This is a genomic window from Psychrobacter sp. 28M-43 (assembly GCF_014770435.1).
Lineage (GTDB): Bacteria > Pseudomonadota > Gammaproteobacteria > Pseudomonadales > Moraxellaceae > Psychrobacter.
On sequence record NZ_CP061739.1, the window covers coordinates 1,282,738 to 1,309,248 of the forward strand.

21 protein-coding genes are annotated in these 26,511 nt (G+C 43.8%); 9 read left to right on the forward strand and 12 right to left on the reverse strand.

The window, feature by feature from the left end; translation table 11 throughout:
* Positions 1-50: 50 nt before the first annotated feature.
* From puuE to uraD, 4 genes are all read right to left on the reverse strand, one after another.
* A complete protein-coding gene (puuE, locus tag IEE84_RS05485) occupies positions 51-1,031 on the reverse strand; it encodes an allantoinase PuuE (protein ID WP_191115149.1) in 981 nt (326 codons plus the stop codon).
* A gap of 81 nt (positions 1,032-1,112) precedes the next feature.
* A complete protein-coding gene (locus tag IEE84_RS05490) occupies positions 1,113-2,468 on the reverse strand; it encodes a urate hydroxylase PuuD (RefSeq protein ID WP_191115150.1) in 1,356 nt (451 codons plus the stop codon).
* A 111-nt stretch (positions 2,469-2,579) separates the two neighbouring features.
* A complete protein-coding gene (gene uraH / locus IEE84_RS05495; protein WP_057759601.1) occupies positions 2,580-2,948 on the reverse strand; it encodes a hydroxyisourate hydrolase in 369 nt (122 codons plus the stop codon).
* Between the two features lie 65 nt (positions 2,949-3,013).
* Positions 3,014-3,547, reverse strand: coding sequence for a 2-oxo-4-hydroxy-4-carboxy-5-ureidoimidazoline decarboxylase (gene uraD, locus IEE84_RS05500; RefSeq protein ID WP_191115151.1), 534 nt, complete (start codon positions 3,545-3,547; stop codon positions 3,014-3,016).
* A gap of 523 nt (positions 3,548-4,070) precedes the next feature.
* Between uraD and IEE84_RS05505 the strand changes: the two genes are divergently transcribed.
* On the forward strand, positions 4,071-4,736 hold the full coding sequence (locus IEE84_RS05505) for a TetR family transcriptional regulator C-terminal domain-containing protein (RefSeq protein WP_191115152.1): 666 nt from the start codon (positions 4,071-4,073) through the stop codon (positions 4,734-4,736).
* A gap of 142 nt (positions 4,737-4,878) precedes the next feature.
* On the opposite strand, the gene IEE84_RS05510 is transcribed toward IEE84_RS05505, so the two are convergent.
* From IEE84_RS05510 to tolQ, 5 genes are all read right to left on the reverse strand, one after another.
* Positions 4,879-6,285, reverse strand: coding sequence for a nucleobase:cation symporter-2 family protein (locus tag IEE84_RS05510; protein ID WP_191115153.1), 1,407 nt, complete (start codon positions 6,283-6,285; stop codon positions 4,879-4,881).
* A gap of 509 nt (positions 6,286-6,794) precedes the next feature.
* Entirely contained in the window at positions 6,795-8,087 is a 1,293-nt protein-coding gene (locus IEE84_RS05515) for a PD40 domain-containing protein (RefSeq protein ID WP_191115154.1), read from the reverse strand.
* A gap of 136 nt (positions 8,088-8,223) precedes the next feature.
* Entirely contained in the window at positions 8,224-9,246 is a 1,023-nt protein-coding gene (locus tag IEE84_RS05520) for a cell envelope integrity TolA family protein (RefSeq protein WP_224737919.1), read from the reverse strand.
* A 73-nt stretch (positions 9,247-9,319) separates the two neighbouring features.
* Positions 9,320-9,778: a protein TolR gene (gene tolR, locus IEE84_RS05525; RefSeq protein ID WP_191115155.1), complete on the reverse strand. Its 459-nt coding sequence runs from the start codon at positions 9,776-9,778 to the stop codon at positions 9,320-9,322.
* Positions 9,775-10,497 (reverse strand): protein TolQ, encoded by a 723-nt coding sequence (gene tolQ, locus IEE84_RS05530; RefSeq protein ID WP_057759620.1) that lies wholly within the window; start codon positions 10,495-10,497, stop codon positions 9,775-9,777. Before tolQ ends, tolR begins: the two co-directional genes overlap by 4 nt.
* A gap of 628 nt (positions 10,498-11,125) precedes the next feature.
* Between tolQ and IEE84_RS05535 the strand changes: the two genes are divergently transcribed.
* The 3 genes from IEE84_RS05535 to IEE84_RS05545 all read left to right on the forward strand — a co-directional run bounded on the left by IEE84_RS05535 (position 11,126) and on the right by IEE84_RS05545 (position 17,127).
* Positions 11,126-12,421: an NCS2 family permease gene (locus IEE84_RS05535; RefSeq protein WP_101204806.1), complete on the forward strand. Its 1,296-nt coding sequence runs from the start codon at positions 11,126-11,128 to the stop codon at positions 12,419-12,421.
* 738 nt (positions 12,422-13,159) lie between these two features.
* Complete coding sequence (gene putA, locus IEE84_RS05540; protein ID WP_191115156.1) at positions 13,160-16,423, forward strand: bifunctional proline dehydrogenase/L-glutamate gamma-semialdehyde dehydrogenase PutA; 3,264 nt, start codon at positions 13,160-13,162, stop codon at positions 16,421-16,423.
* An 11-nt stretch (positions 16,424-16,434) separates the two neighbouring features.
* Entirely contained in the window at positions 16,435-17,127 is a 693-nt protein-coding gene (locus IEE84_RS05545; protein WP_191115157.1) for a 1-pyrroline-5-carboxylate dehydrogenase, read from the forward strand.
* Positions 17,128-17,317: 190 nt separating this feature from the next.
* Here IEE84_RS05545 and IEE84_RS05550 read toward each other — a convergent pair whose 3' ends face one another.
* Positions 17,318-18,490: a cupin domain-containing protein gene (locus tag IEE84_RS05550; protein WP_191115158.1), complete on the reverse strand. Its 1,173-nt coding sequence runs from the start codon at positions 18,488-18,490 to the stop codon at positions 17,318-17,320.
* A 190-nt stretch (positions 18,491-18,680) separates the two neighbouring features.
* Here IEE84_RS05550 and IEE84_RS05555 point away from each other — a divergent pair, with 190 nt between their 5' ends.
* A complete protein-coding gene (locus tag IEE84_RS05555) occupies positions 18,681-18,866 on the forward strand; it encodes an NF038104 family lipoprotein (protein WP_057759633.1) in 186 nt (61 codons plus the stop codon).
* 213 nt (positions 18,867-19,079) lie between these two features.
* Here IEE84_RS05555 and purB read toward each other — a convergent pair whose 3' ends face one another.
* Complete coding sequence (gene purB, locus IEE84_RS05560) at positions 19,080-20,471, reverse strand: adenylosuccinate lyase (RefSeq protein WP_191115159.1); 1,392 nt, start codon at positions 20,469-20,471, stop codon at positions 19,080-19,082.
* A 212-nt stretch (positions 20,472-20,683) separates the two neighbouring features.
* Positions 20,684-21,796: a tRNA 2-thiouridine(34) synthase MnmA gene (gene mnmA, locus IEE84_RS05565; RefSeq protein WP_267443119.1), complete on the reverse strand. Its 1,113-nt coding sequence runs from the start codon at positions 21,794-21,796 to the stop codon at positions 20,684-20,686.
* 374 nt (positions 21,797-22,170) lie between these two features.
* Here mnmA and ispF point away from each other — a divergent pair, with 374 nt between their 5' ends.
* From ispF to mnmG, 4 genes are all read left to right on the forward strand, one after another.
* A complete protein-coding gene (gene ispF, locus IEE84_RS05570; RefSeq protein ID WP_191115161.1) occupies positions 22,171-22,674 on the forward strand; it encodes a 2-C-methyl-D-erythritol 2,4-cyclodiphosphate synthase in 504 nt (167 codons plus the stop codon).
* Between the two features lie 116 nt (positions 22,675-22,790).
* Entirely contained in the window at positions 22,791-23,141 is a 351-nt protein-coding gene (gene grxD / locus IEE84_RS05575) for a Grx4 family monothiol glutaredoxin (RefSeq protein ID WP_057759647.1), read from the forward strand.
* A gap of 268 nt (positions 23,142-23,409) precedes the next feature.
* Entirely contained in the window at positions 23,410-23,958 is a 549-nt protein-coding gene (locus tag IEE84_RS05580; RefSeq protein ID WP_191115162.1) for a hypothetical protein, read from the forward strand.
* A gap of 600 nt (positions 23,959-24,558) precedes the next feature.
* Positions 24,559-26,454 carry a tRNA uridine-5-carboxymethylaminomethyl(34) synthesis enzyme MnmG gene (mnmG, locus tag IEE84_RS05585; RefSeq protein WP_179797299.1) on the forward strand — a complete coding sequence of 632 codons (1,896 nt, stop codon included), beginning with the start codon at positions 24,559-24,561 and terminating at the stop codon, positions 26,452-26,454.
* The last annotated feature ends 57 nt before the right edge of the window (positions 26,455-26,511 follow it).

Genomic DNA, 26,511 nt, shown 5'->3' on the forward strand with positions numbered 1-26,511 from the left:
CCGCATGCGGTCTGTCTTGTGTGGTCAATGTATCAAGATGATGGCTGAGATTACATCCAGTTGGCAGTATTGTCTGACGTGGCAGGATGGTTTTCGTACCAGTGTTTAGCGATGTCATCACGGCGGCATATCCATACGTCGGGCTTATTGGTAATATATTGCAAAAATTGCTTTAGCGCTTTGATGCGTCCTGCACGCCCAATAATGCGGCAATGCAAGCCAATAGTCAGCATTTTAGGGGTGTGTGTGCCTTCTTCGTATAAGGTGTCAAAGCTGTCTTTGAGATACTGATAAAATGGTTCAGCGTGGGTGAATCCTGGGCTAGAAGAAAAACGCATGTCATTGGTCTCGAGGCTATAAGGGATGACCAAATGTGGTTTACGCGTGATCAGATTGCCATCTTGGACCTTTACATTGAGCCAATACGGTAACTCATCACCGTACGAGTCAGAGTCATAGGTATAGCCACCTTGCTCGGCGACCAGTTCACGAGTATTTGGACTATCGCGTCCTGTATACCAGCCGAGAGGTTGTCCGCCTAGCATACGTTTAAATATCTGGGTGGCGCAGCGAATGTGTTCACGCTCCGTCTCACGGTACATATCCTGATAAGTAATCCAGCGTAAACCATGACTGGCAATCTCATGACCGTCTTCTAGTACACGCTCGATAATATGCGGTGTTTTTTCAGCAGCGGCGGCACAGGTAAACGTGGTGATTGGCACGCCGTACTCTTTGAATACATCTAATACACGCCACACGCCGACACGGCTACCGTATTCGAATGCAGATTCAATAGACTGGTGACGGTTGTTAAATTCTGGTGTGCCCAAAATATCAGACAAAAAACGCTCTGATTGACCATCGCCATGGATGACGCTATTTTCTGCACCTTCTTCGATATTTAATACAAACTGTACGGCGATTTTTGCGCCACCTGGCCATTTTGCTTTTGGTGGATTGCCAGCATAGCCTTTTAGGTCGCGGGGATATGTGCTCAGATCAAAGTCACTGGTAATTTTTTTGCTCATTATTTATGTTCCTATATCGCTTAGAGCCTTAGATATTTATTTAAATATTGCTCGTAAAGGACAGTTATTTTTTATCACAAATTAAAGTGATGACGCATATGCCACGAGCTGTTGGCGCTCGGCATCCGTCAGCTGAGTAATATTACCAAGCGGCATGTAGCCAGTCTGTACCGCAGTGACGATTTTCGCTTTATGAATTTTTAAGTCTTCTGGTGTTTGCAAAATAATACCTGCTGGCGGCGCGGCGAAGCCTTGTTGCGTCGGTTGTACCGCATGACAAGTACTACAGCGCGTATGCACGACATCCATCATAGCGTCATCTGCTGATGCGCTCACGGGTACGGCTTCAGCAGTAGCTGCATCATTACTAATACTGTTATTAGCATTGCTATTAGAACTGTTATTAGCGTTAGCAACAGTATCAGTGCTTGAGTCAGTAGTCGCGCTTGTAGCTGGCGGCGTGCTATCAGTCGTTGTAGGTGCTACGGAGGCAGTAGCAGGCATTGCAGGCAATGGCTCAATCGGCTCAGGTCGCATCCAAATAATCAACAATACGGTTAATACGGCTGGAATGACCAAGTAGCGTGGTTTTTTATGACCTAAGTGCTTTTGGTTAAAGTAATGACGCGCAGTCGCGGTAATGATACCGACGAAGACCAATACCAACCAACCTTTCTCATGAGCATACATCATTGGGTAATGGTTGCTGATCATGGTAAAAATCAGCGGTAGGGTAAAATAGTTATTCATCAGTGAGCGATTTTTGGCTTGTAATGCCAATTCAGCCACTTCTTTACCTGGTTTTTCGCCGCGCCGCACACAGTCAACGAGTGCGCGCTGAGCCGGCATAATACCGAAGAATACGTTACCTACCATCACCGTGCCCAAGATGGCACCGATATGTATAAATGAGGCACGATCACTAAACAGCTGGTAAGAACCCCAGCTCGCAATGACCAGCAAGATAAAAATCAGCGTACTAAAGATAAACGCGTTTTTACCCAAATGACTGCGCACAATAACTTCATAAATGAAGTAACTACCAAACAAGAAAAGCAAGCTGGTGGCGATGGCACCGATACTGGTAAAAGGTACTTTGCTTGGGTCAATTAGGTAGGCAGTTGCATTGGCATAATAGACGATAGACATCATCGCCGCACCCGTCAGCCAAGTGGTATAAGCTTCCCACTTAAACCAATGTAGCGTCTTTGGCATCTCTTCGGGTTCGAGTTTGTATTTGGCAATTTCATAAAATCCGCCGCCATGGACGGCCCAAAGATCACCCGAGATGCCTTTGTCTGTTTTCCACTGTGGCGGCTTGCGTAGGCTTAGATCTAGCCACACAAAATAAAACGATGCACCAATCCATGCTACCCCAGCGATAACATGAAACCAGCGGAAAAATAAACTCAACCATTCGAGAAGATAGGCGCCCATGTAATAAATGTCCTTTAATATGACAGTGTCTTAATAAAATGTCTTGGTAATTTCTTTTGATAGTATTTTTTGAAAATTAAAAACAAAGCAGAGAGCTAAACAGCACCAAAGCTATGATCCGCGATAGGTGCTATAACCGTGCGCACTAAGCAGAAGCGGCACGTGATAATGACTGGCATCGTTTACTACAAAGTCGATAACCACTTGCGGGTAAAATGCTGTTAGCTGCTGAGCATCAAAATAAGACTGAGTATCGAACGTTACGGTATAGCGGCCAATATTTAGCTGACGCTCTGTGCTATCGATGGCTGTATCAAATTGCCAAGCGTCTGGTGTGACACGGCCATCACTATTGGTTGTGCCATGTGCCAATAATGTGGCGACACCATTGTCTTGTACGCGGTGTAAGGTAACGGCGACATCAGCGGCAGGTTTGCCAAGATGAGTGTCTAAGATATGTGATGATAGGGTGGCAGACATAATGCTTCCTTTGTATTCGTGAGAAATATAAATAGGGTGAAAATGCTAGTCTAACTCTGCGACTACTATTTGCTTGTCGAAGCATTACCTAGTAATTTGTTTAAACGTAGACGCGTAATTTTATTTTGTTCAGCGGCTGCATTGGCAAGCTCTGTGGCACGATCGTTAGGCAAGCGAGCTAATAGCAGATCTAGCATTTGCTGCGCGCTTTTACCCGTTGCAAAGACAATAAAAATAAAACCAAATTTATCAAGATAGTCTCGATTGCCTTTGGCAAGTGCTTCGAGCACCTCATCGGCTGCATCGTTAGCGCCTGATTGTTCATGTGCGGCGCTACTTTGTGTGTTGCGGTATTTTTCTTTTAGAGATGCCACGTTACCGATTTGCGGATGTCCATCAAACGCTTCTAATAAGTTAGCCTCATCATTTTGTACTTTGTTCCAGATAGCGTCGCTACTTGCTAGCAGTGCGTCAACGTCTGCAAAAGGGCGGGCGTCTGCAAGTTTATATGCCCAGTTTTTACTGGTGCAGCAAGTTAATAGCTGAGCGATGGCGACTTCTTGTGATAAATCGTTGAATTGCGCTAAGGTTAAGCTCACGATGACATCCTTTTCTAATATGACAACCCGTTATCTGTATTGGGTGATAAGTGTTTGATAGAGGTTTATACCTTATGGTTATTTGCATAAACTTATAGGTATAAGCAGTAATTTTGATAAGTAGCGGTTGCTTCAGCTTCATGAATAATTTGATTAAGCTAGCAGCTACTAGTTTGCATAAAATCAAAAGCTGATAATCTATGTGTTCGTAGTCAGAGCTTTGGCGTTTATATACGCTTTGCATAACTTCAAGCTATAGTGAACTGACAATATGAAACAGATTTGCTAAGGAAACACTGATATTTTAGCCGTCCAAAACGTCTGGCAAGAAGTGATTAATGACGGCGTAATTGATTTACAGTTCCCATTTTGCTAAAACCTGACTAATTGGTCAACTGTTTTATGCGAAATATTTTTATTTAACAGGTTATGCTGATCAAATCTATGTGTTTATATAAGAATACACAGCGAAATATAGCGACTATTTTGTCGAACCTGTCTCTTAAAGTGAGATACCACTGCTATGACTCAAAACAATCAAAAGGAAGAAACCTCAGTGACTGATACGCCCTCGCACCGTAGCCAACAAGCCATTCGCGCACAGAACCAAGCGCTTATCTTAGCGGCAGCTGAAGAAGAGTTTGTGCTTCAGAGCTATCGCGGCGCTACGATGCAGGGCATTGCCGATAGGGCAGGCTTACCTAAAGCCAATGTTCACTACTACTTTAAAAATAAAAAGAATCTCTACATGGCAGTGCTGCGTTCGATCATTCAAGAATGGAACGAAGGTTTGGTAACCATGACAGTAGATAGCGACCCAAAAACAGTCATCGAAAAATTTGTCCGTACCAAACTACATCAGGCATTTATCAATCCAAGTCGCCATAAACTGTTTGCGATTGAAGTCATCGGCGGTGCACCGCATTTGCATGAATTTATGTCCACTACGATGAAGGAGTGGGTACACGATAAAGCACAGGTAATGAAAGAGTGGCACAAGCAAGGCAAAATTGGGATTACTGACCCTCTCCAACTACTGATATTGATTTGGGCGACTACCCAACGTTATGCTGAATTTGAGATTGAGATCGTTGGATTAATGGATAAGACGGCATATGACGCAGCAGATGAAGCACGTGCGGCAGATTTTCTGGTGCCTTTTATTCTAAAAGGCTGTGGCCTTGAATGATAACAAGATAGCTATTTGACAGGGTGCCTATTTAATAAGTCAGGTGCTTAATCAGCGAAGTGCACAGATTGTTTCTATTTTTCTGTGCACCTCGTTTACGGCTAAATACTTCGATATATTTAACCCTAGCTTGCGTTTAGTCTTAAGCGACTTCCTGCGTTGGTTCTAAACCGTCGTCAGCATGCTGTGCTTTGGTATCAAACTCGATGCCATAGTTTTTGGGTAAAATCATATCAAGCGTGATAGCCACAATCCCTGCCATCGTTACTGCTGAGCCAAAGATATTCTGAAAGAACTGCGGCGTTTGTGACAGTACGTCAGGGACGAAGGCGATACCCGTTGCCAGACCCAGTGAGGTGGCAATGATTAAGACATTACGATGCGTAAATTGCACGGTAGATAAGATACGAATGCCCGCAGTCGCCACAGTCGCAAACATCAGTAGCGTGACGCCGCCAACGACAGGCTTCGGTAATTGGGTAAAAATAGCACCAAGGACAGGGAACAGTCCCATCAGGCATAGGATGCCGCCCACATAGAAACCCACATAGCGACTGGCAATACCCGTCATTTGGATCACACCGTTGTTTTGGCTAAAGGTCGTCACGGGGAAGGTATTGAATACCGCTGCAATCAGAGAGTTAACACCATCTCCTAGTACGCCGCCTTTGATGCGTTTCTCATAGAGAGGGCCTTTAATCGGTTCACCTGATATCATCGAGGTAGCCGTCAAATCGCCTGAGGTCTCGATACTGGTAATGATATACATAAAGGCAACAGGAATAAAAGCTTGCCAATCAAAACCAAAGCCATATTTAAAAGGGATCGGCACCGTAAAAAAAGCGGCTTCAGAAACCAGTGAAAAATCGATACGTCCCATAAATACGGCCGCGATAAGGCCGAGCATCAAACCGATAAAGATGGCGCTTGAGCGAATGACTTTATTGTTGATGATACTAATCAGTACGACACTTGCCAGCACACCACCGCCCAAAAGCAAGTTGGGAATGCTACCAAAATCTTCAGCACCAAACCCGCCTGCTAAGTCAGTCAGACCTACCTTGGTTAATGACAAACCAATCGTGACAATCACGCAGCCTGTAACAATAGGGCTCATAAAAGATTTGAGTTTGGTAATAAACTGACTCAAAAATATCTCAACAAATGCACCGAGAAATGAAACGCCAAAAATAACGGATAATATCTCTTCTGGACCACCACCGCGGTTTTTTACCACAAATCCTGCCGTCAGTACTGCTGCCAAAAATCCAAAACTGGTGCCTTGTAACGCCATGAGGCCAGAGCCAACAGGACCTACTTTACGAGTCTGAATAAAGGTTGCAACGCCAGATACTATCAATGACATACTGAGAAGGTAGGGGATATGCTCTCCTAAACCTAATGTGCCACCTATGATAAGAGAGGGTGTGATGATACCTACAAACGCTGCAAGTACGTGCTGTATAGCACCTAAAAATGCTTTAATGGGGGTAGGACGGTCATGCAGTCTATACAGTAAATCGGTATTCGCTGGAACGTTTTCACTCATGGTGGTTTCCTCCTAAAATAACTGCTTAGTACCCGCTTGACTGTAGATATCAGACAATGTGGTAAATCACGAGATCAAAGTTTTAACCCAATCTTTGACTTGTTTTTTTATCGATGTAAACAATAGGGGTACGCATCCGTCTGTAAGATAAATAATGAAAATAGCTAATATATGTTGGCTAATATTTGAACAACCTGACCAATTAGTCAGGTCTATTTAGGGTATAGGTAAAATACAAGTCATTGCAATGTTTTTTTTGGTACTAGTGCGTTTACAGGTTTGTTACGAAAGAGGGAGGGTTAGGTAACATTGAAAAGTAGATCGAAAAAACGAGGAGTACTGACTGACCATTGAGAACGAATAAGTACTAAGATCTATCGGCAGCTCTATTGCTGTTTTTTAAACAAAAAAAAGCCCCAACCATAACGACTATGATTGGGGCATTTCAATTTTGCTTACTTGATATTTATTCTACTATAACCAAAATTGCTACTTTAGTGGTCGACCAGTTATTTTGGGCTTGATGACCATACAGGTGAGCGGATAACACCTTGTCCTGATTTACCAAACGCTTCGCCACCGTTGAGAGATTTGATGGTCAGTACGCCTTTGCCGCCTTGGGTCGATGCGTAGACCACGCGTTTACCGTTTGGTGAGAAGCTTGGTGCTTCATCAATACCTGTATTGCCAAGATTGGTAGTGATAGCACCATTACTATTCATAATAGCTGCTGAGCGCCCACTCAAAAAGGCAATTTGTGTACCGTCACTGCTAAACTGCGGGCTGGTTGCATAACCACCGTTTGACACTTTAGTCGTTTGTCCTGTGGCAAACTCGTAGCGATAGACTTGCGGCTTGTTAAAGCCAGTTTTATCACTGACAAACACAAAAGATTTGCCGTCTGGTGCATAGCTTGGCTGCACTTCACTGCTTGGTAAATTAGTGAGCCTTCTAGGTGTACCGCCGCTGGCACTCATCTCATAGATATCAGCGCTACCTTCAAAGCTGCTAGAGAATAATATCTTGCTGCCATCAGGAGAGAACGAGGGGCTTAGGTTACTACCTGAAAAAGGCGTCAGAGCAGTTGCACCGCCGCCACTGACGTTTTGCACGTAGATAACAGGATATGATTTCTCACGTTGTACTGAGTAGGCGATACGGTTGCCATCAGGTGACCATGCTGGTGAAAAAATAGATCCTGTCACTTCAGTAATGGTTCTAGCGTTTTCGCCATCAGCATCCATTACTTTGAGACGAGAGATCTTTTGCTTGCCAGTTCCTGTTTCTTCAATATAAGCAATGCGTCCTGAGAAGTCCCCTGGAATACCAGTAATCAGCTCGTACACTTTGTCTGCAATGACATGACCAGCGTAACGCATACTTTCTCTATTGTTGTCAGCAGTTAGGCTTTGCTTGCCTTCTATCACGCGACCAGATTTGACATCGATGACTTCGTAATCGGTGATTATTTTGCCACGATTGGTACGCGTGCTGCCGACGACCAGATACGGTATGCCCATGCTTTGCCAAACGGGTAATGTGCCTGTCAGCTCTTTACTACTGTGCGGCTGCTGCGGTAGATCTTGATTGGTTACTTTTAGCTCGGTTTTACTCAAGTCATTGAATATAATCGGTGATAAGACAGAGTCACCTGCAAACGGCACAAACGCGACTTGGTTTTGCTGAACAGGAATTTCATAGTCTAATTCTAGTACAACAGGTGCAGCGAGCACGCTTTGCGATATTAGCAATGCTGAGGTACTGGCGAGTAATGAGACTAGTAATTTTTTTTGGGTACGCATGAGTAAATGGAGCTCCTAAAATTAGTATGATATTCATTTTTTATTTAATGAGACAAGCATCTAGATGAGGCAGCAACCTATGCGAGACAAGCCGCTTAACGTCACGTTACCAATATTATAAGAACCTAGCAACTGATTAATTGCTGCCTTTAAACTGTATGGTAAAAGTCGGGTATTTAGGGTCATCAGCATCAATCGGGAGGCTACCAGTATTGAGTACCGCTTGTCTTGCCGCTTCGTTGACCGTGCTATCAGGTCCAGAGGCCGTCACATTGATCACATCGCCATTTGCATTGACAGTGATGGTCAGGGTGGCACGTTGAGTAGAGCCTCGCGCAGCAGTAGGCGGCGTATAGTTGCGCTTAATTAAGTTAATGATTTCATTATTGCTGGCACCACGGCTACCACTAGATGCAGAGCGGCTACTGCCCTTGGACGTACTAGAGGTTGACGTATCACCAGACACAGTAGACTGCCCATCTGACAGGCTAAAGGTTTTGCCTGCATTGCCAGAGCCGGCAGTATCAATCTCAATATTGCGATCAGTAGCAGTAGGACGTTTTATCTTTGGTGGATTGTTCTGCTTTTGACGAAACTCTCCCAGCCTTTTTTGTTCTTCTATGAGCTGATCGCGTTTGCTTTGATCCACTTGGTCAAGCTCTTCCATAGCTGATTCGTCTAGTTGTGCTGCCCACTCAGCCATTTTGCGCTCATACTCTTGATTCTGCTCAAGCAGACGTTGTTGATGGTCTTCGCTCATCAGTATGGGTTGACCAGCTGGCTCCTCAGATCGTGTAAATACAGGCACGCGCTGAGAGCTTGACTGACTTGGATTTTGTGCACTGACGCTACTACCAGACACTTCTGGCTGAGCACTACTGGACGAATCGCTAGTGCTGCTATCCATCTGCATTGCGCTGGCTGCTGCACGGTTGGCCAGTATTTGTCCTTGCATTTCAGCAAGTTGCTCAGGAGATACCATGACCGTCTCAATACTACCAGCAGTCTCAACTTCAGTGGTTTGATAGTTATAAACCAGTATGCCGATGATAAGGCCATGCGCCAGTAAGCTTAGCAACGTCGGCAGTGTTAACCCGTTGCTTTCTGGTTCGGTAGGTACATAGACGGCAGGAGCATTATGCATGGTAAGGATACTCATGAACGTGATTTGTCAGATTGACTACTAGAATTGGCTATTATGATATAAGACATTTACTAAAGGACGCTTATCACTATAAAGAAGGTGTGGGTAGTGGCGCACCAGTCAGTAACCCAACTTTCTCGATACCTGCTTGTTGCAAAGTTGCCATGAGCGTCATGATGGCACCATACTGATTGTTTTGATCGGCATTGATCATTACCTGTACTGGCTCAGTGTTACTATTATCGCTCTGAGACTGCAGGTTAGATAATGTATTAATCAGCTCAGGCTCACTTACTGGCACATCGACATTGCTTTCATAACTGATGAAAATATCACCCTTGTCAGTCAAAGAAACAATCACAGGTAATTGGCTTTGACTCATGGTATTAGTTTGTTCTTTTGGCAGATCAACATCGACACCTGTAATCAGCATTGGCGCTGTGACCATAAATATCACCAGTAGCACTAGCATGACGTCAATATAAGGTACGACGTTCATTTCTGCATTAAGGGCTTTTTTTTCACGGCCGTAGGGGTTTGGTTTCATAGCCCTGTCACCTGACCTGCATTAACTTGGGTTTCTTTGCTAATAGGCGCTTGTACGCTTGTCTCACGCTGCAGCATGCCCGTCATCTCATCACAAAATAAGGCACGCGAGTCATATAGTCGGCTCGATTTTGCTGTGAAGTGATTGTATGCCAATACTGCAGGGATAGCGGCAAACAAACCCATGGCTGTAGCAATCAGTGCTTCGGCAATACCGGGTGCTACAGAGGCGAGGGTAGCTTGCTCAGTTTGAGACAGTCCCAAGAATGCATTCATGATACCCCACACGGTACCGAACAATCCGATATACGGAGCAACGGAGCCAATGCTGGCTAGCGTCGTCAGTCCTGACTCAAGCAATTGCTGCTGACGACCTAGGCCGACACGTAGCTTGCGTTCAACACCATCGATAATATCGTCTTTAGGTTGACGTTTCTTATGCATTCTTAGGTATTCTGAAAAGCCTACATAAAAAATTTGCTCAAGTCCCTGACGGTCAGGAGAGCCCTGAATGCCTTGATATAGCTTGGCCAAGTCTTCGCCTGACCAAAACCAAGTCTCAAACTGTTGATCAAAGTTTTTGGCTGTACCAAGTCGCGCACTCATGCGAAAAATAATAACCCAACTGAGTAAAGAGGCTAATAACAATAGTGCCATCACAATCTGCACCAATAGACTGGCTTGGGTAATAAGATCGACAATATTTAATGATTCAGGCATGTAATGGACTCACGAATAATTGATAACAGCTGGCTGGAATAGTGATATCCGAACCAGACAACCTCTAAACAAACACTATTTACTTTTTATTATTTAACACGCAGCACGATTCTTCACTAAAAATTTGTAACTGTGCTTAGAAAAATGCTGCAACAGTAAGTATCGCGATTTAGGTATCGGTATAATAACCCCCTAGTTTACTTCTAAATGAGAGAAAGGTCATTATTAATGTGTTAAACGACTATTTAGTTGGGCTGCTACTGATTCATTCGATAGTTGGTTGGATAACATGAATAATGACCGAGCAAATACTTATCATCTAAAATTATTGACTCAAACCGAATATTATCTTAATGACGAATAGAAAGTAGTTTTTCGAATAGCGTAGGGCAACATGGCTGTATGTGGCTTTTCATATGGCTTTTCTGACCAATAGTCTTGAAGTCTTTCAAAATCGCATTTTGTACGAGATAGACATTATCAACGATTGAGTTTGTAAGATAACTGGTCTAATATGTTACGCTTTGTTACTACATTATTCTTATTGTGGCATCGTTATTTTTTCGCTGAGGTCATGTTTAATTTTAGGTAATGATGACTTTTTATTAGCCAGTCGGGGGCGACACTTATGAATGCAATTGAACGCTATTTTGGGATTAATGGTGAAAATACCACGATCAAAACAGAAATCATCGCTGGTATAACCACGTTCTTGACGATGGCCTATATTATCTTTGTCAACCCTAACGTCTTAGCCGATGCGGGTATGGATAAGGGGGCCGTATTTGTAGCGACCTGTATAGCAGCAGCAGTAGGTTGTTTCATCATGGGTATCTACGCCCGACTACCAGTTGCGCTTGCACCAGGTATGGGGCTTAATGCTTTCTTTACCTATGGTGTGGTGCTTGGTATGGGCTACGCGTGGCAGACAGCGTTAGGTGCGGTGTTCTTGTCTGGTTGTATCTTCGTACTATTGAGTCTATTCAAGATTCGTGAAGCAATCATTAATGCCATTCCAACGTCTCTCAAAAACGGCGTAGTTGCTGGTATTGGTGCGTTCTTGGCGTTTATTGCATTGCAAAGCGCAGGTATCATCGTCAATCATGATGCAACCCTAGTTGGCCTTGGTGACATGACGTCATTTGGTCCTGTCATGGCTTCATTAGGTTTTGTTGTTATCATTGGCCTGTCTTATAAGAGAGTCCCAGGTGCGGTAACCATTGGTATTTTATTGGTTGCACTGATTAGCTTATTAATGGGCTATACGCAGTTCACAGGTATCATCTCTTCACCGCCTTCTATTGCACCGACGCTTATGCAGTTAGACATTGCTGGTGCATTTGATGTGGGCATGATCAGTGTTATCTTTGCTTTCTTATTTGTCGATTTGTTTGATACTGCTGGTACTTTGATTGCTACCACTAGCCAAGCAAAGCTAACGGACAAAGATGGCAATATCCCGAACATGGGCAAAGCACTACTCGCTGATTCAACCGCGACAGTAGCGGGTTCTTTACTGGGTACTTCATCGACGACCAGCTATATTGAGAGTATCTCTGGTATCGCCTCAGGTGGCCGTACAGGCTTAATGGCTGTTACGGTAGGTGTGCTATTCCTATTCAGTATTTTCTTCTCACCACTAGCAGGTATGATTCCAGCTTATGCAACGGCTGGCGCTATCTTTTATGTAGCCGTACTTATGATGGGTACCCTAAAGGACATTAACTGGAGCGACTTAACAGAAGCGGCACCAGTGGTCGTGGTATTGCTATTCACACCACTTACATACTCTATCGCTGACGGTATCGCACTTGGTTTTATTACCTTTACAGCTGTAAAAGCAATTGCAGGCAAGTTTGCAGATATCAGTATCGCTGTCTGGATTTTGACTGCTATATTGTTGTTCAAGATTATTTTCTTATAATGCAAAGTGTAGTAAGACATTAATAGCATCTTAAACAAAAAACCCTCCTTACCAGCTGATGATAAGGAGGATTTTTTTTGTCAGCATTATAAGCCTATCGTCTTAATTTGAGCTCAGTATTCTTGGGGGTAATGTTTAGTATTTCTGATACCAGTATTAAGTAGGGTAATGCCAAACTATGGGCAATAGTAAACAAAAAAACGTAACCAAAGCGTCATGGCCAATAAAGTGCTTGTAAGTTATTGTTATTTAGATATATATTAATTTATGAAAATAATAAATTTCGTTAGTTTGAAAAAAACTTTCGTGATATTATAGCCGAGTTAAGCGCATCACCTCAATCAACGCCGTAGAGGTTTTTCTTACAGTGAATTAGCATCACCATAGATGACAGATTTGTGATTATTAGAGCGATTTTTCGGTTCAATAAGGCGATATTTGGTCATCACACTCCTTTCACTACTAACAAGAAGAAGGCACTAATGCCGCTTAGCTTTTCGTTGTTGCCTTTGTATTGTTAACGTAGCCCGTTTAACAGTCGAACGACCTACTTAACCGTCTCCAGCCTATGCTGGATTTTTAGTTTTGTGATGGCGCCGTTTGGTCTTTTGATTATTGCTGTGAATATCCGTCAATAACCACTATTTTTTGATAGCGGTTATGAGCAGTTATACAGGACGATCAGACTTCCTAAAGCACCATTTATTATGGTTTTTAAACGATAGTTATGGAGTTATTATGAACCCAGTAGACCAGTTTACCCCGCAAGAGCCGATCTTGTTTAATCCTGTTGATATGCTGTCGCCTGAGTATCTCGCCCAGTCAGCAGAAGCGCTAAATAAGCGTATTTCGCCGCTATATAGCGCCGATGAAGAACGTTGGTTGTCTGAGTTATTGCCACTTGCCAAACCCAGTATAGAAGAACGCGATGCTGCTGCTGAGCAAACGCGCAAACTGGTCGAGCACGTACGTAATGATGGTAAAGCCGTCAAGATGGTTGACTCATTATTGCTTGAGTATAGCCTTGATACCCAAGAAGGTATCTTGCTAATGAGCTTGGCAGAAGCCTTGATTCGTGTGCCAGACAACTATACGGCTGATGCATTGATTCATGACAAAATGAGTGTGGCTGACTGGAAAAAGCACATCAAAAATGACAACGGCTTTATGGTCAATGCCTCTACTTGGGGCATGATGATGACTGGTCGCGTTGTCAGTATTGACAGCAGCACCACTGCATCAGGTTTCTTGGATCGCATGACTAAAAAGATGGGCGAGCCTGTCATTCGTAGTGCGATGCAAAAAGCCATGCGTATCATGGGTCATCAGTTTGTATTGGGCGAGACCATCGAAGACGCCAATAAAAACAGCCAGCCATATCGTAATAGAGGCTATACCTATTCATTTGATATGTTAGGTGAAGCGGCCATCACGCATAAAGATGCGGAAAAATACTTCAATGACTATCTACATGCGATCAGAGCTACGACCAACGTAAAAGTTAAAGAAGGCATGCCAAAGCCGTCAGTGTCTATCAAATTATCAGCACTGCATCCTCGCTATGAAGCCACGCAAGAAGCGCAAGTAATGGGCTTATTGCGTCAGCGCTGCCTGCTATTGATTGAAGCGGCACGTGAAGTCAATGTCGATATCAGTATTGATGCTGAAGAAGCAGATCGCCTTGAGATTTCTCTAAAACTGTTTGAGTCTTTGTACCGTGATAATTTGACAGCGGACTGGGATGGTTTAGGTATCGTTGTACAAGGGTACTCTAAACGTGCTATCGCTGTATTAGCATGGCTTGCTCGTTTGTCTACTGAAGTCGGTGATCGTATACCAGTACGTCTAGTAAAAGGCGCTTACTGGGATACTGAGATCAAACTTGCTCAGCAAAAAGGTCTATCAGGCTATCCAGTTTGGACACGTAAAGAAGGTACGGATACTGCATACCTTGCTTGTGCGCGCTTCTTATTGTCAGACCATCTGCGCGGTCTAATCTGGCCACAGTTTGCGACGCATAATGCGCATACACTTTCATCAATCATGACCATGAGTGCACATAGAGACTTTGAATTCCAACGTCTGCACGGCATGGGTGATGCGCTTTATGATCATATTTTGCAAGCTTATGAGATTCCTGTACGTATCTATGCGCCAGTAGGTGCACACAAAGACTTGCTACCGTACTTGGTACGCCGCTTGCTTGAGAACGGTGCCAACAGCTCGTTTGTTCATCAGTTGCTAGACAAGTCTTACCCAATCGAAAAGCTAACAGTGCATCCATATGACAAGCTGCTTGGTAATGCAACATTGCACAATCCAGACATCCCGTTACCGTTAGAGATTTACGGCGAACGCCGTGCAAGTTTTGGCCCTAATATCTTTGTAGAGTCACAATGGTTGCCGTTCAAATCAGCTATTGATAGCCATCTACACAAAACATGGTCAGCAACCTCTATCATTAATGGTAAAGCTGTTGATACCTATGAAGTAGATGGTCAAACGAATCAGCTTGATACGCAGACTGTACTTGCGCCTTGGAACCACGAAGTTAGTGCTGGTAAAGTAACTTATGCCAACGCTGAAGTGGCTCGCCAAGCGATTGACGTTGCTGTTGCTGGTCAAGATGTATGGAAAAATGTACCAGCTGCTAAGCGTGCTGAGATATTACGTAAGATTGCTGAGCTATACGAAGAAAACTACGCTGAACTAATGGCACTATGCCAAGTTGAAGCGGGTAAAACCATGCAAGATGGCATCGATGAAATCAAAGAAGCCGTTGATTTCTGTCGTTTCTATGCTGACGAAGCAGAGCGTCTAGATGACGTCGTACATGAGTTTACAGACTTGGCTGGCAAGCAGTCTCGTCAAGTATATAAAGCACGCGGTACTTTTGTTTGTATCAGTCCATGGAACTTCCCATTGGCTATCTATACGGGACAGATTGTAGCTGCACTTGCTGCAGGTAACACCGTAGTAGCGAAACCTGCTGAACAAACCAGTTTGGTAGCTCACTTTGGTGCCCAGTTGATGTATCAAGCGGGTATACCTGCAGAAGCATTGCAATTGGTCATTGGTGCAGGCGACGTAGGTGGTGCTTTGACGGCTGCTGACAATATCGCAGGGGTAATATTTACCGGTTCTACTCAAACAGCCCAACGTATCAACCAAAGCCTAAATGATCATGCACAAACCAGCGGCGAGTTGCCTGTCTTTATCGCTGAGACTGGCGGTCAAAACGCAATGATCGTTGACTCAACAGCATTGCCAGAGCAAGTCGTTAGAGATGCGGTACTATCAGCATTTGGTTCAGCAGGTCAGCGTTGTTCAGCTTGTCGCATATTGTGTGTACAGGAAGAAATGGCGGATGATCTAATCGAGCTATTGCAAGGTAATATGGCTGAGTTGTCTGTAGGCAATCCTTTATATGCTGCCACAGATGTAGGTCCAGTAATTGATGCGGATGCTAAGCATGGTTTAGAGGCGCATATCGAACGTATGAGTGCTGAGCCGACTGCTACCATTTTGGCACAGACGCCGATGAGCTCAAGCTCAGTCGTCAGTCAAGAGAAGTCTACCTTTGTATTGCCAACCGCAATTGAAGTGAAGAGCATTGATGTGATCGGTGGTGAGCACTTTGGCCCAATTCTACACGTACTTCGTTATCAAGCACGTGATTTGAATAAGCTGATTGATGCCATTAACAACACAGGCTTTGGTTTGACGTTAGGTATCCATAGCCGTATTGAAAATACTGTTGAGCACATTGAGCGCCGCGCATTTGTCGGTAACACTTATATTAACCGTAACCAAATCGGCGCGGTCGTAAACGTACAGCCATTCGGTGGTTGTGGTCTATCAGGTACTGGCCCTAAAGCTGGTGGCCCGCATTATGTCGCGCGTCTGATGCAACTTAGCTCAGAAACAGTCAACGCTGAACAGTCAGCTGCTCATATGACAGCGACCGAAACCCAAACTACCACTCAAACAGAACTCGCATAAGGAGTAGCAACATGGCGACTGAATTCAAAAAAAATCATGCCCAGGTTTGTGAATCTTGGCGATTACTCGGCGCAGTCAACCGCGCAACGTATCTACAAGCAGCCACTCCAAAACTGGCATTGCTCACTGGTGATGCCAATAAAGCAAAGCGTTTATTCAACCATTTGTTGAGCGCTGCGCCTAGCTTGGATGAGATGCATCGTATGACAGGGGCAACAGGCGAGTCCAATGACTTGTATGTGACTGGTCGTGGTAAGACGATGGTCATCGGTGGCGAAACTGCTAGAGCCATGGCAGTATTAGGTCAGCTTATCGCGGCACTCCTAACAGGTAATGAAGTTATATTGCATTGCCCAAGCCAAGATGAGATGTGTAATGAAGCTGCTAAGATACTGCACGACACAGGTATCAGCGAAGATGTATTAAGTGTGGCTAATGATTCGCAAACAGTCACGCTTTTATATATCGATCGTCTAGCACAAGTGGCTGTCTCTGGTAGCCGCAGCGAAGTGCAAGCCATCAGTCAAGAGCTTGCCAATACTGACGGTATTTTGACACAGGTTATCAGTGTCACTGATATGGAAGGCTTATCAGAAATGCTAACGCCTGATTATCTGCATCGCTTTGTCACTGAGCGAGTCAAGACTATCAATACCACAGCAATCGGTGGTAACGCGAGCTTGCTTGAGCTTGGTACAGAGTAGAAGGATTGCAGTAATTACGAATCCGCTTCGCTTTTATATCAACTTTTATAAAGGCTAAGCGGTATTTGGTAGCGCTATAACTACCAAATTAGTGATTGCATAAGATGTATAAGAAAAAACCGCTATCTGAGTAATTATCAGATAGCGGTTTTTTTGTCTATGCTATTTAACTGAAGCTTGATACAGGATGTTATTCAGCAATATCAACCCATACCCAACCGTTTTCTAGCCATTCTCTCAAATCATCTGCATCAACATTGGTGACGTCGCTATGTTGTAATGCTTCACCATTGGCCAAGCGTACTAGTACTGCTATCGCCGCTTCATCAAGCCCATCGATACGTTGACCATTGGCATACAGCACGGTGCCATCAGTGGTCTGGCTATAGAGTAGGCGGTTGCTATAGTCCGCCTGCAATGTCGCCCCTTCTGATAAGGCTTGCACTAGCTCATCGGTATCTAACGTCTCTTCTGGCATCAGCGCATCATATTGGCGTTTACTAACCACTTCAGAAACTGCTTGGCGAATCATATCATCACCGCGATCAGATTGTAGCATCTCTAGCAATTGCGCCTTGATAGCGGCAATACTATCTGCTTGCAACTCACCTGACGCTTGTAGCGCTTGCGGTAGTAGCATCGGGATAAATAACTTGCTGTCATTGGTTGCGATATCGGCCACGCTATCGATGATTTGCATCAGGTTTGGACGGCGGCAACCAAACGAGAAAGTCAAACAGTCATCTTGTGCCACACCGAAATGTGATAATTTAGGCGGTACATAAAGCACATCACCCGCTTCTAGTATTTCATCAAAAATAAGCTCGCCCATGTCGTCGAACAAGCGTAAAGGCTCGTCAGCAACAAACTCTGTCTGGTCATCACAGAATTTGCCTAGTTGCCAACGTCTAGAGCCATAGCCTTGTGCCAAAAATACATCGTAGTCGTCATAATGCTTACCAACCGAACCACCTGCTGGTGCGTAAGATACCATGATGTCATCGCGCTGCCATTGCGGAATAAAGTCAAACGCTTGCCACAATTGGCCAAGCTCTGGAGACCATTGTTCAAGATTCTGTACTAATACGGTCCATTGCTCTGGTAGATTTTCAAAATCAGTCTCATTCAATGGGCTTTTTTTGAGTTGCCACTGTGCCTGACCTTCTTTTTTACTGGCTGCTTGGGTCAGCAGTCTTGCACTAGCATCTTCTTCAAGCGCAAGACCAATCATGTCATCTGGCTCAAACATATTAACTAGCTGTGGCAACCCTTGCTTGATAAGCAGTGGCTTCTTTTGCCAGTATTCAGATAAGAATTGCTCAGGCGTGATAGAGTCGGGTAAACAAAGAGGAATAGAAGTCATTGATAAATCCATATTTTGGCGGTGTACAAGATTAATAATAAGGGATGCTTTATAGGAAGGTTTTAATAGTTTAAGATTGTCATCTATTTGATGTCTATTATTTTGGTGACGTTTATATAGCACATATAAGCAATAACGATTATCAAAACAATAGCTGTCAGCAGAGCATCCACTCAATCGTAGGAACGTTATGAAAAAGCTGCATTTTGTTGTCATCATCGCTAGCGTGTTTTTGCTACAAGCCTGTGTCCATAAAATCGTCACAGTACCCGCAAAAATCGCTTATAAAACTACCAAAGGCGTGGTTAAAGGAACTGTTGCTGTGGGTAAAGCTATCATACCGGGCGACAGTGATGACGATGATGATAAAAAATAAAACCTTACTTATCGACTATGGGTTTTGACTCAAAAGCAATTGAATCAAAACCAATCATAGCGTTCAAAGTAAGGCTACTATTAATCCAGATAATAGCTATTAAGATAACAACTGAATAAGATAAAAATGCTAGCAAGATAGGAGCGAGTAGATAATACTAGGTGCTCCTACCTTTTCAGTCTGATCTTATTATCAGTATGCTCTTATCAGTTATTAAAGCTTGGCAATCCATTCTTTAATAGCGCGTGCTTGCTCAGCGGCATTACCGATATAAGTAGCAGGCATCAATGCACGTAGACGTTCTTTGTCCGCATCACTAACTGCCGATAGCTCATCACTTTCGACGAAAGTTAGCATGGCTTCACGAGTCATGGCATTACCACGAGTCAAGGCTTTTAGTTTTTCATACGGGTTTTCAACACGGTAGCGACGCATGACCGTTTGAATTGGCTCTGCCAACACTTCTTGCGCTTGATTCAAATCATCATTTAAACGCTGTGCATTTAGCTCAAGTTTACCCACGCCTTTTAGACAAGCATCAAACGCAATCATGCTCTGTGCTAGACCAACACCGATATTACGCAATACAGTTGAGTCCGATAGGTCACGCTGCATACGTGAGATAGGCAGCTTCTCACCCAAATGGGCTAGCATCGCATTGGCAACGCCTAAGTTACCTTCAGAGTTTTCAAAGTCAATTGGATTAACTTTATGCGGCATGGTAGAAGAGCCAACTTCACCGTCTTTTAGGCGCTGTTTAAAATAGCCTAAGCTAATATATTGCCAAATATCACGGTTGAAATCGATCAGGATTGTATTGAAGCGCTTAACGGCATCAAACAATTCAGCGATATAGTCGTGTGGCTCAATTTGAGTGGTGTAAGGGTTAAATGTTAGCTCTAAACGCTGATTAATAAACGCTTCAGCATGGCTCTGCCAGTCGACATCAGGGTACGCTGAAAAATGCGCATTATAGTTACCGACTGCGCCGTTGATTTTACCTAATAGCTCTACTTGATTGATTTGCTTGATTTGACGGGCTAGGCGGTAGGCCACGTTTGCCATCTCTTTACCCAATGTCGTTGGACTGGCTGTCTGACCATGAGTGCGTGATAGCATTGGCTGATCAGCATGAGCAATAGATAGATCAACGATGCTATCAGTCACTTGCTGCATTTTCGCAACGACTAGCTCGCGGCTGTCTTTGAGCATCAATGCATACGATAGGTTATTGATGTCTTCACTGGTACAGGCAAAGTGAATAAACTCAAGTGAGTCAATCAAGGCATCCTGACCACGGAACTTGTCTTTGATAAAGTACTCAACCGCTTTTACATCATGATTGGTCGTCGCTTCGATGTCTTTGATAGCTTGAGCATCTGCTTCGCTAAAGTCATCAACGATTGCATTCAAAAAAGCGTTGGTCTGGTCATCAAATGCTGCTAATTCACCAATTGCGCTGTTGTCAGCTAAAGACTGCAACCAGCGAATCTCTACCGTAACGCGGGCTTTGATTAGACCAAATTCAGATAAATAAGGACGTAAACTGTCAGCCTTTGATGCGTAACGGCCATCAATTGGAGAGAGAGCGGTAAGTGGGGTCATGGTTATGCCTCAGTAGTTATGAAATAAAAAACTGCAAGAGTCTAGATAAAAAATTACCATATAATAAACGACGTCGAAATCGTTGCGCGTAATATAGCAGAAATATGATATTAAAAAAGCGGTCTATGCAAATAAAGCGATGTTGACCCTCGTTAAAATTATGTTATTCACTGCATCAACATCTGTGCTTTAAGTTGGGTCTTAAGAAGTAATTAAAATCCGCAAGGTGCATCGATAGATTCAATCACGCCGCCGCCCAGACATACTTCATCGATATAAAATACTGCTGACTGACCAGGGGTGACGGCGCGCTGTGGCTCATCAAATATGACACGCACTTCGCTGCCATCAGCATTGGTCGCAAATACGCGACACGCTTGATCTGGCTGACGATAGCGAGACTTTTCCATACAGGCTAGACCTTCGGCGCTAAACACATCCGCAGGTGGTAAACCATCAATCCAATCGAGCTTATAGGCTTTTAGCTCGTTACTCATTAGCATCGGGTGTTCATGCCCTTGACCGACGATTAAACGATTTTTCTCTAAATCTTTTGCCAATACAAACCACGGTTCTTCAGGACGGTCTTTAACCCCGCCAATGCCGATGCCGCCACGTTGACCCAGTGTGTAATACATGAGGCCATCATGAGTACCGATGACTTTATTATCATCAGTAAGTATCTCGCCTTTTTGGGCAGGTAAGTACTGTTGTAAGAAGTCTTTAAAGCGGCGCTCACCAATAAAGCAAATACCTGTAGAGTCTTTCTTTTTAGCCGTCGCTAAGTCATGCTCTTCAGCGATCTGACGTACCACTGGCTTTTCAAGCTCACCAACTGGGAATAGCGTTTTGGCGACTTTGTCACCGCCAACCGCATGCAAGAAATAGCTTTGATCTTTATTATTATCAAGACCGCGCAATAACTGTGCAACCTCGTCACCTTCGGCATTGGTATAATTCACACTGCGGCGCGTATAGTGACCTGTCGCGATATAATCTGCACCAAGCGTCAACGCATAGTCCAAAAACGCCTTAAACTTAATTTCTTTATTGCACAAGATATCAGGGTTTGGGGTGCGTCCTGCTTTATATTCTGCCAAAAAGTGCTCGAATACGCGATCCCAATATTCCATAGCAAAGTTGGCCGTGTGCAGCTTCATACCGATTTTGTCGCACACGGCTTGCGCGTCTGCTAGATCATCCATTGCCGTACAGTATTCGGTGCCGTCATCTTCTTCCCAGTTCTTCATAAACAAGCCTTCGACCTTGAAGCCTGCCTGTTGAAGTAATACGGCTGATACAGAAGAATCGACCCCACCTGACATACCGACAATCACATGCTTGGTGCTAGGATTTTCGACATCAGCAAGTGTTAAAGGGCGATGAGCATTAAAAGACTCAGAAACGGTTGTGCTTGAGGTATTTTGTATGGCTGACATAAAACGGCTCAACTATTTATACGTTATCCAAAGTACATGCCGACGCCAAGTGTTATGCAATCACTACAATACGTAGTCTCAGCACAACAACGTCAGCTTGTCTTTTGGATCTGGTATTATGATAAAATAAACGTCATATTATACCAGTTAATTGAAACTGGTGGCGACCGATGGTGTCTGGCTACTAGTAAAACCACTTTGAAAATTCAGATAGTGGTTTTGAATTATTTTAATCACCTTTAACTCATCTTGGAATAATAATGATAAAAATTGGTCAAGGTATCGACGTTCATGCTTTTCATAATAATGGTCAGCAGCCACAATATGTCATTCTAGCGGGCGTGCCTATTGAGCATACTCACAGTTTGCTCGCACACTCTGATGGGGATGTGGTCTTGCACGCACTTGCTGATGCGCTTCTTGGTGCTTTAGCACTTGGCGATATCGGGCAGCATTTTCCCGATACCGATGCGGCACATGCTGGATTGGATTCACGAGTATTGCTGCGTTATGTTTATAGTAAAGTGCAAGAGGCTGGTTATAGCCTAGGCAACGCTGATATTACGGTGATGTGTGAGCGTCCAAAGTTAGCGCCGCATAATCTAGCCATGCGCGCTAATATCGCTAGTGACCTGCAAACGAATATTAGCAATATCAGTGTAAAAGCCACCACGACTGAAAAATTGGGATTTACGGGTCGTCAAGAGGGCATCATGGCCAATGCCGTGGTATTATTAGTCCCTAATGCTATCGAACCTATATAGATAGAAATTCGTGCTTGTAATACAGCGGCAGTCGCCCCATGTATCAGCCACGTCTTTATACATTTATTTTATATAAATAATCATTTTAATGAACCGCTTTATCAATAGGAGCTTTTATGAGTGAGCAAACCCCAAACACTGCTGCAAACGACGTTGAACAATTGATCCGTGATCAAATCCGTGACAATAAAGTTATTATCTACATGAAAGGCACACCACAATTTCCACAGTGTGGCTTTTCAGCGCGCTCTATCGAAGTGTTGACTCAGATCGGTCGTCCATTTGCTTTTGTAAACATTTTAGAAAATCCAGAAATTCGTGCAACGTTGCCAAAAATCGCGAATTGGCCAACGTTCCCGCAATTATGGATTGATGGTGAGTTGATGGGTGGATCAGACATCATCTTACAAATGTATCAATCAGGCGAGCTAAAGCCATTGGTTGAAGCAAACAGCCCTGCTGCTTAATACTTAAAAGTGTTAATTGGATGTCTTTAATGTCCAATTAGCCTTTGTAAGATACGAGCACAGCAAACCCAGATAGTCATGTGATGGCTATTTGGGTTTTTTTTATTGTCGCTATTAATGTCGTTAGTAGCGTATCTATTCTTGTCCCCATTAGTATTTTCACGCGCCTATGTCATTAGGCTTCGTTGTTTTTATAGGATTTACCCCCATATAGTGTCCAAGATACCAGCGATATAAATAATAATTATCAGATGAGTAAGAGAGCTTTATGAATAACCAAACCAGCGAACAGTTAAACGAGCAAAGAGAAGCGGCTGAGCAGGCGGCTATTGAAAAGCGCCGTGAACGTTTGAAAAATGAATCGACACGCATTATTGAGATTGCTAATAATGAGTCATACTCAGCACTCAAGTGTATTCATCAGCTTAGTGTGGCAGGCGGTGCAACTGAAGCGACATATGTCGCTATCGAGCAGCGCATCGTTGTAGACCAAGATCCTGCAGGTGCTTATCATTTGGCGCTGTTGGCACAGAACACACCAGATTTGCCAATTGATGCTCGTCAGCTTATCGAGTTGGTAGTAAACAAAGGTGATAACCATCAGCGTTTAGCATTGCTCAAAAACTTACCATTACCGCCAGTTGAGCTTATCAAAGAGCAGATCTTGGCCAGTGATGATGGTGAGGCGATTGGTCAAATGAACGCTTATCTACAGATCAATCCAGAGGGGTATGGTAGCCATCATATGCTGTCTAGTGGGCAGTCAGATCAGATCGTACCGCTTAGCCCTGGCAATAATAACCAAAATGATGATTAAAACAGTAACTAGGGCGTGTCTTCAATTCACCCGATAGTCATCTAAATGGGCTAAAAATGGCTAAATCTTGCCAAACATCGTCAAATAGCTGCTTAATATCCCGATATTATCTGCGCTATTTTTCTTGTTTGACGGCAATTTATCTCATTTTTACCACCATTTTTGAAATGAAAACACGCCCTAGTAAGGCAATAACTAGCAAAACAGTAACCAGAGTAGAGAACTTTTTGCTTAATTTTAATAGTTTTTGTTCTAACGTTTTTTAAGTATCAAAAAATTGTTATAATTATGGGTTATTCAGGGCGTGTCCTTAATCTGAACAAAAGCATCTGAATGGGCTAAAAATGGTTAAATATTGCCAAACTATGTCAAATAGCTGGTTAATATCCTGATATTATCTGCGCTACTTTCCTTGTTTGACTGCAATTTACCTCATTTTTATCACCATTTTCAAAATAAGAACACGCCCTAACCAATTATGAACGACTTATCTGAGTCGTTATCTTCTTATAAATTCGACTGACGTTTATTTGCTGACTGTTTTCTTATTTGAACATAAGATATGGTAATCAGTAGCGTTATGAGTCAAGTGAGGCACACATGCAATACCCAAAACATTACGACGTGATAGTGATCGGCGGTGGTCATGCTGGTACAGAAGCTGCTCTGGCGGCTGCACGTATGGGCGCACAGACCTTATTGTTGACGCATAATATTGAGACGCTCGGGCAGATGAGCTGTAACCCTGCGATTGGCGGTATCGGTAAATCGCATCTGGTGCGTGAGATTGATGCGTTGGGCGGTGCAATGGCATTGGCCACGGACAAGGCTGGTATCCAGTTTCGTGTACTAAACAGCCGCAAAGGAGCTGCCGTTCGTGCCACGCGCGCGCAAGCAGATCGTATCTTATATAAAGCAGCTATCCGTCATACGCTAGAGAATCAGCCAAACCTAGATATATTCCAGCAAGCTGCTGATGATATCTTGGTTGAAAACGGTCGTGCGACGGCAGTCGTTACTTCTACAGGTATTGTCTTTAAGACCGAAACAGTGGTATTGACTTCAGGAACTTTCTTGGGCGGCGTTATCCATATTGGTTTAGAGAACTCAAAGGGTGGCCGCGCAGGGGATCAGCCTTCTATCAAATTGGCAGATCGTTTACGTGAGCTTAAGCTGCCAGTTGGTCGTCTAAAGACAGGTACGCCAGCTCGTATCGATGCGCGTAGTGTTGATTTCAGTGTAATGACGGTACAGCCGGGTGATACGCCATTGCCAGTGATGAGCTATATGGGTGATGTCTCTATGCACCCTGAGCAAGTTAACTGCTATATCACGCATACCAATGCGCGTACTCATGACATTATTCGTGAAAACCTTGACCGTTCACCAATGTTCTCTGGCAAAATCGAAGGCGTGGGCCCACGTTATTGCCCATCGATTGAAGACAAAATCCATCGTTTTGCGGATAAAGACAGCCATCAGATTTTCATCGAGCCAGAAGGTCTGACCACGCATGAGCTATATCCAAATGGTATCTCGACCAGTTTGCCATTCGATGTGCAGTTAGACTTCATTCATAGTATGAAAGGCTTAGAAAATGCCCATATTACTCGTCCAGGTTATGCGATTGAGTATGATTACTTTGATCCACAAAACCTCAAGCCAACGCTAGAGACCAAGTCTATCGATCGTCTGTACTTTGCTGGTCAAATTAATGGTACGACGGGCTATGAAGAAGCAGGCGTACAAGGTTTGCTTGCCGGTACCAATGCGGCATTGGTCACTACTAATAATAGCGAGTTTGACACATGGACACCGCGCCGCGATGAAGCGTATCTCGGTGTGCTTGTCGATGACTTGATTACCCACGGTACTACCGAGCCGTATCGTATGTTTACAAGCCGTGCAGAATATCGTTTATTGCTACGTGAAGACAATGCCGATCAGCGTTTGACTGAGACTGGTCGTAAGCTAGGTCTGGTAGACGATGTACGCTGGCAAGCCTATCAAGAGAAAATGGAAGCCATTGCGACAGAAACTTCACGCCTAAAAGATATGTGGGCCACGCCTGCTAATGCATTAGGTAAGCAAGTGACTGAGCAAACAGGTGAAGTGCTGTCTAAAGAGTCGACTGCCTTCGATTTGCTAAAGCGTCCGCAAATACATTTTGCTGATATTGCGGCTATCACTGACTCAACTGTCGATGCACAAGTGGGTGAGCAGATAGAGATTTCTGTCAAATATGCCGGCTATATCGATCGTCAACAAGAAGATATCGATCAAATGAAGCGACTAGAAAATACGGCGCTACCGTTAGACTTTGATTATAGTATCGTGTCAGGTCTATCAAATGAGATAGTACAAAAACTTACGCAAGTTCGTCCTGCGACGCTAGCCCAAGCGGGACGCGTAAGCGGTGTAACCCCTGCTGCCATTCAGTTGTTGGCAATGACGGTTAAAAAGCATAAAAAAGCAAAAGCGGCATTGGATTCATAATAGCTATGCAATAAAGCCTTTTATAATAAAGCACTTATAGTATAAAAAGCCCGTAAC